Source organism: Frankia sp. CeCAU1, assembly GCF_977971845.1.
The window spans coordinates 10,746-24,358 of record NZ_CDWWXA010000026.1; the positions used below are offsets into that span (position 1 = coordinate 10,746).

A 13,613-nucleotide genomic window follows, 5' to 3' on the forward strand; every position below is an offset into this window, starting at 1 on the left:
TCTCTATATAGACGGGGTTGTCCCCACCCGCGGCCCCGACCCGACCCGCCTTGGTGCCCTGCTGGCTGACCACGCCCCACTCCGGCACCGAGAACAGCTTGTGATGGATCCGCGCAAAGATGATCACCTGACAGAGACCGCCGGTCTCGTTGCACTGGTTGTCGAAGTCAGCGTAGGTCGGGCTCGGCGGGTACTGGTCGTAGCTGTCGACCCCGATAACGTCGACGTACTGGTCACCCGGGTAGAGATCGAAGGCGCCGACCGACGTGGTCGAGCCGTGGGCGTTGAGGTTCCAGTCGATGCGGACCCGCGGACTGGTAGCCTTGATCGCCGACGAGGCGTTACGGAAGCATTGCACCCACTGCTGCGGGTCCGTGGCCGCCCACGCGAACCACAGCCCGTTGAACTCCCAGCCCAGCCGGACGAACGAGTCGCCCCGCTCCATGCTCACCAGCCAGCGGCCGAACTGCCGCCACTCGGCGTCGTAGCGGCCGGCCGCGCAGTCGGCGAGGTTGCCCTTCTCCGGCCCCTCGTCCGGAAAGAGCGGCTGGCTGATGACCCATGTGCCGGAGAACCCGGCGAAGGTCGAGGCGCCGCGACCGATCCAGGGCTCGACGATCGCCCGCCAGCTGGACCGCTCGGTGTACATGACGACGACGTCGTTGGGCCGGCCACGGAATTCCGCCCAGCGGTTCGCCTGCGCCAACGTGTGCGCGGCGACCCCCGTGGGAAACTCACCGGTCGTGGCGGCCCGCTGCACCCGGGGCACGGTGACCGGCGGCTGGACCCCCGGTGCGGGCGAGGGGCCGGAGCTCGGCGACCGCGCGGGCGGCGACTGCGGCGGGGGCTGCGACTGCGGGGCGGGCGTCGGGCCGCCGGCCACCGTGTCCGTGGGGTGTCCTCCGGAGGACACCAGAACCCAGGCGGTCAGGGCGGTCACGACCGCGATCGAGACCACGACAAGCGGGAGACGCGGGATTCGGCCGGCTCGGCCCCCCGGGCGCGCAGCGATCCAACCGGCGACGCGAGACAGACGACCCGGGCCAGGCTCACCGCCGCCGTCCGCCCGAACACGCCCGTCCGGCACCGGCCCGTCCCAGACCGGCACGTCCCGGGCCAAGACCTCCCGGGCCAAGACGTCCCGGGCCAGAACGTTCGTGTCCGGCGTGTCCAGCCTCTTCCCGGCCGGGGCCTGCCGCCCGTGCCAATGGAACACGGTCGTGGTGGCGCCGTCCGGACGTGCCTGCACCGGGTCCGGCCGGTCCCCGCCGGGGGCTGTGACCGGGCCGCCATCCGCGTCGCGAGGAGCGCCGTCGCGGCGGATGTGGACCAGCTCGGTGGGAGAACCCTCGCTAGGGGAACGGAGGCTCCGCGGCGTCGTGTCGCTTCGGCGACGGCGCAGCGGGAGCAGCCGGGCGTCCGGCCACTCGCCCCGGGACGGGGTCGGCATGCCGGCGCCTCCACCGGCGGGCCGCCGATCGGCCGAACGGGGCGGGTCCGCCTCGGAGTGATACACCGTGCCGTCCTGGTCCGAGGATGGCGATCCGGCCACCGGCCAGCGGCCAGCGGCCGGAGGGTCATCCGACCAGGAGCGCCCGCGCACCCGCATCACCCCAGTCGTACATTTCTATCTATAAAGTCATTTTTACTCATGTAGTGCAAAAGTGCGACCAAGCGCGACACTCTCCCCGATCCAGTGGCTCGCAACGAGGTCCGCCATCACCGTCGACACCTGAGCCGAGGCTCGTTCGGTAATCCGCGAGTGATCGCTGAACAGTAACAACCACCGACGAAGTGCCCCTTCGGCGGCCTCGGCTTATCACGCAGTGCAACGATCAGCCATCCGTAGACCAACCCTCCCACTCCGAGAGAATCGTTCGACACGCGCACCCGACCCACCGAAACCGTCATCCGGCCCCGGAGTCACGGGGTCAGGGGGGTCAGGGGGGTCAGACGCCTGGGAGGCCCACGGGGCTGTGGGGTCTATGCCGCATACGCGGGTTCGTAGGGACACCACCAGCCGGCAGAGGACCATACGGTACCGTTGCCACGGGTCACGCCCGCACGCACGTTCGCGGGCGAGCAGCGACGTCCTCACCCGCGTGGGAACGCGCCGCCCGCGCAGCCGGACCGCCCGGTGGCTGCCCCCACCGGTCACGACCAGCCGGCCCGCGGGACGGCTGCCCCGGATCACCCGGAGCGCGTCGCGGTCCCGCAACGACCAGGCCATTGACGCCCATCCGCCCCGAGTGCGTCCGGACCGGGGCATGAGCACGGGAGACGCAACAGCCTTGAGCATCGAGATCGCCCAGACCAGCGAGATTCCCGACGTGGCGGACATCCCCGTCGTGATCCTGTGCGGCGGGATGGGAACCCGGCTGCGGGAAGCCAGCGAGAAACTACCCAAGCCGCTGGTGGACATCGGCGGCAAGCCGGTGCTGTGGCACATCATGAAGACCTACGAGCACTATGGCTTCCGTAAGTTCGTGCTCTGCCTCGGCTACAAGAGCGATCTGATCAAAAACTACTTCCTCGCCTACCGTGCGCAGGTCGCCGACTTCACCCTCACGCTCTCCGACGACCACACCCCCCAGTTCCACAACACCGTGGGCGACGAGGCGTGGGAGGTGACCTTCGCCGAGACGGGCCTACTCACCGGAACCGGAGCCCGGCTGCGCCGGGTCGCCCAGTACCTGACCGGCCCGCGGTTCATGCTGACCTACGGCGACGGCGTGGGTGCCGTCGATGTCGGCGCGGTGCTCGCCGACCACCTGGCGTCGGGGCGGATCGGGACGGTCACCGGCGTCCGGCCGTCGAGTCGCTACGGCGAGCTGACCACGGACGGCAACGCCGTCACCCTCTTCGCCGAGAAGCCGCCGCAGACCGGCTGGGTGAGCGGGGGATACTTCGTCTTCGAGCGCGAGTTCATCGACAAGTACCTCGACGACGACCCGGCGCTGCTGCTGGAGCGTCACCCGCTGCAGCAGCTGGCCCGGGACAGCGAGCTGACCCTGCACACTCACGACGGGTTCTGGATGGGTATGGACACGTTCCGCGACTGGACCGAGCTGAACCAGCTCTGGGATTCCGGTGCCGCGCCCTGGCGTGTCTGGGCCGGCTGAGGTTCCGGACGGGTCCAGCGATGAGCGATTCCTCCCGCGGCTCCCGCGGCTCCGGCGGTCCCGAGCCGAACGCTTCCCCCCTGAACGCTTCCCCCCCGAACGGTTCCGAGCCCGCCGGCGCCGGCGAGTACGCGGCGACGGCAGGCGCCGACCCGGGTACGTGGCTGCACGACCTGGTCGCCACCCTGCTGCCCGCCATGCGCAGCATCACCGGGGACGGTGTCCGCACGACGCTCGCCACCGTCGCGCGGGCGCTCGGCCCGGAGCCCGCGCTCACGGTGCACGAGGTCCCCAGCGGGACACCGGTCCTGGACTGGACCGTGCCCCGGGAATGGAACGTCACCTCGGCCCGGTTGACCGGCCCGGACGGCAAGACCGTCGTCGACGCCGCTGACAACCCGCTGCACCTGCTGGGGTACAGCACACCGGTCCGCGCCCGGCTGTCCCTCGACGAGCTGCGCCCGCACCTGTTCTCGATGCCGGACCGCCCGGACTGGGTGCCCTACCGGACCTCCTACTACACCGAGAACTGGGGCTTCTGCCTGACCGACCGGCAGCTCGCCGCGCTGCCCGACGGCGAGTACGACGTGGAGATCGACACCACCCTCACCGCGGGGTCGCTGACCTACGGCGAGATCGTGCTGCCCGGGACCACGGACGACGAGTTCCTCATCACGACCCACACCTGCCACCCGGCGATGGCGAACGACAACTGCTCGGGCATCGCCACGGCCACCCTGCTGGCCCGCACCCTGGCCGGGCTGCCCCGCCGGCACACCTTCCGGCTGCTGTTCATCCCCGGCACGATCGGATCGATCACCTGGCTCGCGCGCAACCGCGACACCGTCGGGCGCATTCGGCACGGGCTGGTGCTGACCGGCCTGGGCGACCGGTCGGACCCGACCTACAAGCGCAGCCGGCGGGGTAACGCCGCCGTCGACCGGGCCGCGGCGGCGGCGCTCGCCGAGACCGGGCGGCCGCACCGGGTCGTCGACTTCTCCCCCTACGGCTACGACGAACGGCAGTTCTGCTCCCCTGGCTTCGACCTGCCCGTCGGCCGGTTCGGGCGCGGCCAGCACGGCGACTATCCGCAGTACCACACGTCCGCGGACGACCTCGACTTCGTGACCCCGCAGTCACTGGCCGACTCGTTCGCGATCCTGCTGCGGACGATCGACATCTGCGAGCGCGACCGCATCTGGCGCAACACCACCCCGTACGGGGAGCCGCAGCTCGGCCGGCGGGGCCTGTACCGCGCCATCGGGGCCACCATGAACCGCCAGGCGATCGAGATGGGCCTGCTGTGGGTGCTGAACCTGGCCGACGGCACGCGCAGCCTGCTCGACATCGCCGACCGCGCGGACCTGCCGTTCGACACCGTCGCGGCGGCGGCCGATGCCCTGGCGGGCGTCGATCTACTCAGCGACGTCACCAGCAGCGACGTCACCAGCGCCGCGCCCGCGGGAGCCCGGCGGTGACCGACACCGCTGTCGCCGTCGCCAACGGTGCGGGGAGCACCGGGAACAGCGGCCCGGTCTGGACGATCGTGCTGGCCGGCGGCGGCGGCACGCGTTTCGGCGGGCCGAAACAGTTCTTCGACCTCGGGGGTGAGCCCCTGCTCGCCCATCCGGTCGCGGCTGCGCGGCCCGCCAGTGACGGCATCGTCGTGGTCGTCCCCGCCGCCCTGATCGGCCACTGGTCACCGCCGGACGGAGTGCGGATGGTCGCTGGCGGCGCCACCCGGGCCGAGTCCGTCCGGGCGGGGCTGGCGGCCGTGCCCGCGGACGCCGGGGTCATCGTGGTCACCGACGCCGCCCATCCACTCGCGACTCCCGCCCTGTACCAGCGGGTCATCGACGAGGTCCGCGCCGGCGCCGACGCGGCCGTACCCGGGCTCCCGCTCACCGAGGTCGTCAAGGAGATCCGCTCGACGGTGCTCGGCAGCCCCCCCGACGACACCCCCCGGTTGGTCACCGGGGCCTCGCTGCCGCGGGAGACCCACCGGCTCGTGCAGACCCCGCACGCCTTCCGGGCGGACCTGCTGCGCTCCGTGCACGCGGAGGCCCGCGAGGCCGTCGAGGACTCGGCGATGGTCGCCGCGGCCGGCGGCCTGGTCGTGGTCGTCCCCGGCGAGCCGGCGAACATCCATGTCACCACGCCGGACGAACTCGCCATGGCCCGGCTGCTTCTCACCCATGTTCGTTCCGAGGGGGAACCTGATGAGTTCGGTACTGGTCGAATCCACGTTGTCCGATGACGAGCGGCGGGCGAGGCTCTACGCCGGCGAGCTGTTCGTCTACGCGCCCAGGCCCGCGACGCGGGAGTTCGTCGAGTTCAGCCGCACCCTGATCCGCGAGGCCTTCGGCGATCTCGACCCCGAGACGGCGCAGTACCACATGCCGGTCGAGGACTACGCGGCCCTGCTCGCCGAGCTGAAGCCACGGTTCATCCACCACCCCACCTGCAAGGAACTGTTGCCGGCGATTCTCGCCGAGCACGGCTGCGACCTGTCGAAGACCTACTTCGACGTGCCCCGGCTGCGGACCTCGACGTCGGACGACTACCTCACCTCGGGCATCGCCTACGCCTTCCACCCGCACCGCGACACCTGGTACTCGGCACCGTTCTGCCAGCTCAACTGGTGGATGCCGATCTTCGACATCGTGCCGGAGAACGCCATGGCCTTCCACCCGCGCTACTTCTCCCAGGGCGTGAAGAACGGTTCCCGCGACTACGACTACTACGAGTGGAACGCGAAGAACCGGGCCGACGCCGCGAAGCACATCAAGTCCGACACCCGTAAGCAGCCCAAGCCCGAGGAGGAGGTGGAGATCTTTCCGCAGACCCGGGTGGTCGCCCCCTCCGGCGGAATAATGATCTTCTCGGCGGCCCAGCTGCACTCCTCGGTGCCGAACAACTCCGGCCGCACCCGGTTCAGCATGGACTTCCGCACCGTCCACTTCGACGACGTGGTCAACCACGTCGGAGCGCCGAACGTCGACGCGGAGTGCACCGGCACGACCATGCGGGACTACCTGCGTGGCACCGACCTGAGCCGGATTCCCGAGGACATCTGCCTGACCTACGACACCGCGCCGCCGCGGGAGGACGCGATGCTGGTGTTCTCCCACCAGAACGCATGACGGCGGCCCCGAACGGATCCGGCGCGGGCGACCCGGCGGCGGACGAGGTTCCGCTCGCCGGGCGGGTCGCCGTGGTGACCGGTGCGTCGAGCGGCATCGGCCGGGCCACCGCGCTGCGGCTGGCCTCGGGCGGAGCCACCGTCCTCGCGCTCGGGCGCGACCAGACCCGGCTCGACGCCCTCGGCAAGGAGGCGAGCGGTCCGGGCACCCTGACGCCGGTGCGCCTCGATCTGACCGATGACGCGGCCGTCGTCACGTTCACCGCCGAGGTCACGGACCGCTACAGCCGCGTCGATCATCTGGTGCACAGCGCCGGCGCCTACGGAAGCGCCCGGGTGGACGCCGTGTCGCTGGCCGATCTCGACACCCAGTACCTCGCGAACGTCCGGGCACCATACGCACTCACCCAGCGGCTGCTGCCGGCGCTGCGGGTCGCCGGGGCCGACCGCGGCGCCGACATCGTCATCGTCAACTCCACCCAGGGCATCCGGGCCGGCGCGGGCACCAGCGTGTTCGCCGCCACCCAGCACGCCATGCGGGGGTTCGCCGACAGCCTGCGCCAGGAGATCAACGCCGACGGCATCCGGGTGACCACCATCCATCTCGGCCGTACGGCGACCCCGAGGCAGGAGGCGATCTACGCCCGGGAAGGCCGTGAGTACGCACCCGAGCTGCTCGTCCAAGCGGCCGACGTGGCCGATCTCGTCAATTACCTGATCCGGCTCCCACCCACCGCGGAGATCACCGAGCTACACCTGCGGCCGGCGAAGAAGAGCTACTGACGCGCTCACGCTGCGCAACGACTCGGGGCCCGTGGGCGCGCCAGAGCCCACGGGCCCCGAGGCCCAGAAGTCCGCCGACGGCGCGGTCCCGGACTCGGGACCAAGATCCGAGATCAAGATCCAGGACCAGGACGAACCGGCCTCCGCGGCCGCGGCGGAGCAGGTCAGCGGTGTAGCGTCCGGGTCCCGGGTGGCCGAGGGCATGTGTCCGCCCCGCCCCGCGCCGGAATCCAGATCTGCACGGATACGAACCGACGGCTGTCAAGCCTGACGACCGCTATTATTCATCGCCCGTGCCGGGTTCGAAGAGCCCCCACCAGCTGGCTGCAAGACGTGACGGAGACGCAACCATGAGCTCCGGAAACGGCACGGAGACCACCTTGCGAGACGGCACGAGGGCCCCGGATAGACTGAATCGCCCACGCCGTCCGCCCGTAGCGCCAGCTAGCCGACCAGCCGACGTGCGGATGCCGACGTGCGGATGGGCTTCCATCGCCGGACCCCCGTCGCCGGACGCGGCGCCCGGGAGCCCACTGACCAGGAACGGGGGGGACGGGAACCAGTGGTCACCACCACGCTCACGACCAGGATTCCACGGTCGTGGGTGATCCCGACCCAGGAGGCCGGCAGCGGAAAGTCGGTCAACGACGCCACCTTCCGGATGCTGACGATCCTGCTCTTCTGCGAGATCTTTCTGCAACGGATCGCTTTCCCGGTGGGCGGTTCACAGGTCCAGGTAATCCTGCCGATCACCTATGTCTGCGCGGCCTTGATGCTGCGCCGCGGAGGTCTGACGTACAACTCCAGCCGGGTGACCACCTACCTCGTCGCGATGACGGCGTGTTCGGCCTCGGCACTCGTCTGCTTCCTCCGTGAGAAGGACGACACGTCCTTCACCTCATTGCTGCTGCTGCTGGCGACGTACGTGCCGTTCGTCCTCGGCCTGCGCGGCGCGGACGCCCGCGCTCTCCTGCCCCGACTGCTGGACCGCTTTCTGATCATGATCACGGTACTCGCCGGTCTCGCGCTGTTCCAGTTCGCCATTCAGCTCGTCGGCGTTCCGTACACCGACGTCGTCAAGGACATCGTGCCGTCGCAGTTCCTGATGCATGGGTTCAACACGTCCTACCCCGTGCAGTACGGCTCGTCGTTGTACAAGTCGAACGCCTTCATCTGCCTCGAGGCGTCATTCTGCTCGCAGTTCCTCGGCTTCGGTATCGTGGTCTGCACACTGCGCAACGGCGGCTGGTGGCGCATGATCATGTTTGTGCTGGCCATCCTGAGCACCGTTTCCGGCACAGGTCTGCTCCTGCTGGCCTGCGCAGGCGTCCTGCTGGCCGTTCACAAGGGCGCCCGATTCGCGCTCACCGCCCTGCTCGGAGTGAGCCTCGTGGCACTGATCATCAGCTTCACCCCGGCGTCGAGCATCTTCGCCGCGCGTGCTACGGAGACATCCTCATCGACCTCCAGCGGCAGCCTGCGCTTCGTCCAGCCGTACCAGCGGACCTGGGACGCGCTCGGCAGCGACCCGATGACGGTGGCGTTCGGCTCGGGGCCCGGGTTCGCCGACCGGGACGCGGCCGCGTTCTTCTACCGCACCGGACTGCCGCTGAACTACGCCCTCCTGCCCAAACTGATCCTCGAGTACGGCGTCGTCGGGACCACCGCGTTCATCGGTCTGGTGGTGGCGATGTTCGTACGCGGCTCGCAGTCGTTCGTACTCTCCGGGTCGGTGTTGATCTTCTATAGCGTGCTGTCCGGAGGCCTGCTGGCCCCGGTTGTCACCGGGCTCGGCCTCCTGCTCGTCACCTGGTTCACGGTTACCCCCGAGGAGACCGTCAGGCTCCAGAGGGATCCGGGAGCGTCGTCACCGCGGATCCCACCGGCTCCCGCACCGGGCCGGTCCTTCGCCTCGATCTGACCCAGCGCGCAGCAGGCGCGCGACCGCACGCACCACAGCGCACGGATGGCGCCATCCGCACATACCGCCATCCCTGCCCGTGCTCCTCTCGCCTCTCGCCTCATCTTGGCAGTTCCGGCCATCGCGATGGCCGGAACTGGGACCGGGCGCCGGGACCAGACCCAGGGACCGGAGATACGACAAGAAGCCGCGACAAGAAGCCGGTACAACGAAGGAGCCGGGCGGTCAGATTACGCTGACCGCCCGGCTCGTCATACCGGCGTTGCGACGCCTGGAATCCGGAACCTCGGCGGGGGTTCCGGACCCTCGCGGCTACGGGCTCTCTAACGCTTGCCGGGGCGGGCGTAGCGGTCGGTGGCCTCCGAGTCCACGCCGCCGCCCCGCTTGCTCACCGCGGCCGAGTCCCCCACCGGAGAGTTGGAGGTGATGGTGTCGACCGACGAACGACGCTCCGGGGCCGCCGCGACGGCCCGGCGGATGCCGGTCCGGCCGTCGTGCACGACGCCCACGACTCGCTCGGCGAGCGCCGGCCAGTCCCGCGGCACCTGCTCAAGCTCCTTGAGGCTGGTTTCGGTGGAGGTGATGACCACGACGGCGTCGGCCTGGATGGCGGAGGCCGCGGTCATCGGCAGCTCGGCCAGCGCCGAGGTGACGAGGATAACGAGGTCGACGACCGGCGCCCGGTCGGCGAGGATCGGGGCGAGGCCACCGGGCCGGGCGGCCCGGGCCGGCGACACGCGGTTGTAGAGGATGTGCCCCCGCCCGGTGCCGGACGAGCGTGCCAGGCAGGTCGGCTCGTGCGCCCAGCGAGGCAGCTCCCCGGAGGTCGCCCGGGGCAGTCCCTCAAGAACTCCCCGCACCTCGGACGACGGCGAGGTGTCCAGGATCAGGACGACGCCCTGATCATCGGACCAGGCGGCGGCCACGGAGGCGACGAGATCGGCGGTCAGGTCCCCTCGCGACGCCGGGGTGAACGCGATCACCTTGCTTGTCGGGGACATCACCGCGGACATCGCCGAGACCAGGGTCTCGGCCGCGCTGGCGGTGGTCCGTCCCGGCTCCAGGACGGCGATCAGCGGCACGCCCAGGGTGTCGGATGGGTTGTGCGGGTCGAGGATGGTGGGCCGGCGCTGATACATGACCCAAATCGCCGCGATCGAACCGAGCAACCCGACGATCGCAGCGACCAGCGTGTTACGGAACAGGTTCGGCCCGCTCTGGCCTTCGGCGACGGGTGGCTCGGCTAGTTTGATCGACGCGCTCGCCAGCGCGGAGGCGGTACGGGCGGTGGCGATCTGCGTGTTGAGGTTCGCGATCTGCGTGTTGCGGACGGTGTTGTCGACGCTCCCGGCAATACCGGCTCCCTGGCCCGCAGCGGCCTGCTCCGCCACCAGCCCGTCACGCAGTTTGATCATGGCGCTGATATTCGCCTGGCTGTTGGGGCCATAGGTCGTCAAGAGCTTGCTGTAGGCATCCTCGGCCGACTTGACCAGCGCGTCCGCCGCCTGCTGGCTCGGGCCCGTCCCCTTGATGACGAAGAAGTAGCCCTCGTCGGACGGCGAGGTACTGAGCCGGGCGGCGACGTCCAGCTCGGGCAGCTTGAGTTCCTTCGCGATCTCCGCGACGGCCGCCGAGGACTGGGCGAACTGCGCCTGGGTCTGCACGAAGCGGGTCGCGTCGACCGAGTTGGCGCCGAGTGTACCCGAGTCCGTCGAGAGGAAGACCCGGGCACTCGACCGGTAGGTCGCCGTCTGCGTCTTGGAGTAGGCGGCCGCCAGAGCCGCGAAGACGACCACGACGATGGCGACAACCAGCAGCCGTGGCTGGAGGATACGAAGCAGGGACGGGGCGGAGGGAGCCCGGCTGGTCTCGTTGCCCGCCTGCACGTTGCGACTCATGACGCACCCGCCACGGACTCAGAACGAGCGGACCGGGCCCGTACCCGGATCGGAGTGCCGGTGAGACGACGCAACGACTCCTCCAGCGGGACATGAAGCGAACTCAATGTGGCCCCCCACAGGAGCATCCGGCCCGTTTGCCGGACCACGGTCTAGATCTGACGGAACCGATTTGTGAGCATAGCCGATAGCGGATAGTAAACGGTCTATAGCTATGCCTGACGCCGCGCGGATGCTCAGGTGCCCCGCCTACCACGCCGCGATCCGGTTCCGCGACCAGGCCGGCGAGGGCCATGCTCCGGAGCGACATCCATACCCTCGACATCATCCACGGGATCCATTCGGTGGTCAGATTCGCCAGCGTTCGACCGTCTCGACCGACGTGCGTCGCTCATCCCGGCCCGGCGCGGGCGCGGCAGCTCTCGTCCTCCCGGCCCCGCCGGGGCGGGGTCAGGCCCGGAGCCGCCCCGCGCCGCCCGCAGCGCGGCCTGCTCCGCGTCGTGCTCCCGAGCGAGTCGACGGAGCAGCACAAACCACACCGGCGCAATGGACCAGAAAGCAATGTTATAGCCGACGACCGCACCCCGCGCCCCCCCGACAAGCAACCCAATGATAGGAAAACCAAACAACATCGGCGCAAAGACCGCATTGACCCGAAATGTGATCTTGGCTTTTCCGAGCGCGTAGACCATGCAGGCCGGTCCGACCGGGACCGACGCGGCCAGATAGTGCAGAATCGACAGCCCCAGGATGTTCCTGACGCCGTCCCACGAGTCGCCCAACAACGCCTGGCCGTAACGTTCCGGAAGGAGGTAGAAGATCAGGCTCCACGCCGTGCCGATGGCGAGGACGAGGGCCGAGAGAGCGTAGGCGGCGCGCTCCCGGGCGTGGCGGGTCATGGAGGTCCGCTTGGAGAACTCCGGCAACGCGAAGCTCACGACCCCCACCCCGACCACCGTGGTCGGGCCGAGCAGCGTGCGCGCACCTTGCAGGGCGCCCACCGTCGCCAGCGAACCCACCGCTCCGATCACCAGCAGCGAGGTCTGCATCGCGCCCTGGACGGTGATGAACTCCGCCGCCAGGTAGGCGGAGTTCGACTTGTTCCTGCGGAGCCATCGAAGGGTCTCGCCGGGCGACGGCCAGAAGCCGGCCTGGGCTATCCCCAGCAGGGCCGCGACGAGAGCCGAGGCCCCCCAGGCGAGCAGCAGCGGCGGGGATGCGGTCACACCGCGGTGGATGAGCAGGAAGATCCCGAAAATCTGGACGACCGCCCAGACGGTGTCGTTGACGAAGGCGCCGAAGGGCTTCCCCATCGCGAAGAAGACATAGCGCCACGCATCCTGCAGCAGCAGGCCGGGCAGCACAAGGCCCATCGCCGACAACGACGACCCGACCGGGCCGCCGAGGAGCAGACCCGGGCCGACGAACGCGATTCCCACGGCCACACCGAAGACGAACGACGAGCCGGTGGTGGCGGTGGCCGCCGCCCGGAAGTCGCTCCGAGTGGCACCCGAGTAGAACATGCTCAGCGGCATGCAGCTTCCGGCGCGGACCAGGCCGATGACGATGGAGAACAACGTGTACGCAATACCGAACGCGCCGTACTCGACGTCGCTGACCTGATGGGCGATCAGGAACGAGACCGCGGCGTTCGTCGCACTGGAGACGGCCTGGTCCGCCAGCGTCCAGATCGCCTTCGACCTGGCTCCGCCACGGCCGCCGGAACCCTCGCGGCCCGGACCCTCGCGGCCCGGACCCTCGCGGCCCGGACCCTCGCGGCCCGGACCCTCGTCGCCGGTCAGATCGTCCACCAGGCCGTCGGCCCCGTTACCGGGCCCCGGCCCGAAGGACGCGGCCGCGGCGGCCCGCTCGCCGCCGCCCGTCGCGGCGGGCCTTCGTCGACCGCGGGACCGCGCGGTGCCCGCCCCGGGAAATCGGCCGCCACGCCCGGCGGGGGGCGGCCGCGGAAAGATCTGTGTGCTCTCCGGATCGGTCTCGTCGGTTCGACGCGCCCGCCGGTCCGAGCGGCGATGCCGGGGAGTCTGCCCCTCGACCCGCCGGAGGAGCTCGGTCTTCTCCGCCCGCAGCCGGCGTTGCAGCGCGCTCAGGTCCATCGTGGCGGTGACGACGTCGGGCGGCTGGATCGCGGGCCCGGACGGCCCGGGCACCGGCCCCGCGGGGCGGACCGGGTCGACTGGCGGTCTTCCCCCGGCCTCGCCCGACGGTTCTCCCGCCTTCCCGTCTCCCGCCTTCCCGGCCGTTGGCACCCGGCTCACGGAGATCTCGCCCGGGGAAGCGGTGGGCCGTTGCTCCGACGGATCGCCGTGGGGCCGCACCAGGCCGGTCCACACGGTGCCCGGGGGCGGGCGGCGGATCAACGGCAGTCCAGAGACCTTGATGGTCTGCTCGCCCGCCCCGGATTCCGGCCGCGGCGCCGGCGCCGGAGCGGGCTGCGGGCGGATCGGCCCCGTGGACACCTCGAAAACCTCGCCGGGTCGGCGGCCGCCACGGCGTTCGAACCCTTCGCCGAGACGTTCGGTCCGCTCTCCGGGACGCTGCCCGGTCGCCCGCGCGGGACGCTGGGATCGTGGCACGTACCGGGTCTCGTCAGGGGAACCCTCTGGTGGGGAGTCGTCCTCCCCACCCGAGGCTCTCAGGTCCACGTCGATGTCCGTCATACCCGCTCTCTCGACCAGCCCGACCGGCTCAGCCGGCCCAGCGAGCAGGGTCCGCACAACCACGGACGG

General features: G+C 70.3%; 9 protein-coding genes. 6 read left to right on the forward strand and 3 right to left on the reverse strand.

Annotated elements, in window-relative coordinates:
* Positions 1-1,450, reverse strand: a 1,450-nt coding sequence (locus AC08OO_RS07295; protein WP_476618351.1) for a glycoside hydrolase family 26 protein, incomplete at its 3' end; no start/stop codon positions are given.
* Between the two features lie 817 nt (positions 1,451-2,267).
* Between AC08OO_RS07295 and AC08OO_RS07300 the strand changes: the two genes are divergently transcribed.
* The 6 genes from AC08OO_RS07300 to AC08OO_RS07325 all read left to right on the forward strand — a co-directional run bounded on the left by AC08OO_RS07300 (position 2,268) and on the right by AC08OO_RS07325 (position 8,968).
* Positions 2,268-3,122, forward strand: a complete 855-nt coding sequence (locus tag AC08OO_RS07300) for a sugar phosphate nucleotidyltransferase (protein WP_011438304.1) — start codon at positions 2,268-2,270, stop codon at positions 3,120-3,122.
* 20 nt (positions 3,123-3,142) lie between these two features.
* Positions 3,143-4,600, forward strand: coding sequence for a DUF4910 domain-containing protein (locus AC08OO_RS07305; protein WP_476609302.1), 1,458 nt, complete (start codon positions 3,143-3,145; stop codon positions 4,598-4,600).
* The gene (locus AC08OO_RS07310) at positions 4,597-5,379 is read left to right on the forward strand and encodes an IspD/TarI family cytidylyltransferase (protein WP_476608033.1); all 783 of its coding nucleotides are present in this window, start codon (positions 4,597-4,599) and stop codon (positions 5,377-5,379) included. Before AC08OO_RS07305 ends, AC08OO_RS07310 begins: the two co-directional genes overlap by 4 nt.
* A complete protein-coding gene (locus tag AC08OO_RS07315; RefSeq protein ID WP_023840069.1) occupies positions 5,342-6,265 on the forward strand; it encodes a phytanoyl-CoA dioxygenase family protein in 924 nt (307 codons plus the stop codon). The genes AC08OO_RS07310 and AC08OO_RS07315 overlap by 38 nt, the downstream gene beginning before the upstream one ends.
* Positions 6,262-7,047 (forward strand): SDR family oxidoreductase, encoded by a 786-nt coding sequence (locus tag AC08OO_RS07320; protein ID WP_476608031.1) that lies wholly within the window; start codon positions 6,262-6,264, stop codon positions 7,045-7,047. The genes AC08OO_RS07315 and AC08OO_RS07320 overlap by 4 nt, the downstream gene beginning before the upstream one ends.
* Positions 7,048-7,651: 604 nt before the next feature.
* Positions 7,652-8,968, forward strand: a complete 1,317-nt coding sequence (locus tag AC08OO_RS07325) for a hypothetical protein (RefSeq protein ID WP_476618352.1) — start codon at positions 7,652-7,654, stop codon at positions 8,966-8,968.
* Positions 8,969-9,291: 323 nt separating this feature from the next.
* On the opposite strand, the gene AC08OO_RS07330 is transcribed toward AC08OO_RS07325, so the two are convergent.
* Both AC08OO_RS07330 and AC08OO_RS07335 read right to left on the reverse strand, forming a co-directional pair.
* Complete coding sequence (locus AC08OO_RS07330; RefSeq protein WP_476609300.1) at positions 9,292-10,866, reverse strand: Wzz/FepE/Etk N-terminal domain-containing protein; 1,575 nt, start codon at positions 10,864-10,866, stop codon at positions 9,292-9,294.
* 236 nt (positions 10,867-11,102) lie between these two features.
* Entirely contained in the window at positions 11,103-13,544 is a 2,442-nt protein-coding gene (locus AC08OO_RS07335) for a hypothetical protein (RefSeq protein ID WP_476618353.1), read from the reverse strand.
* Positions 13,545-13,613: the final 69 nt, after the last annotated feature.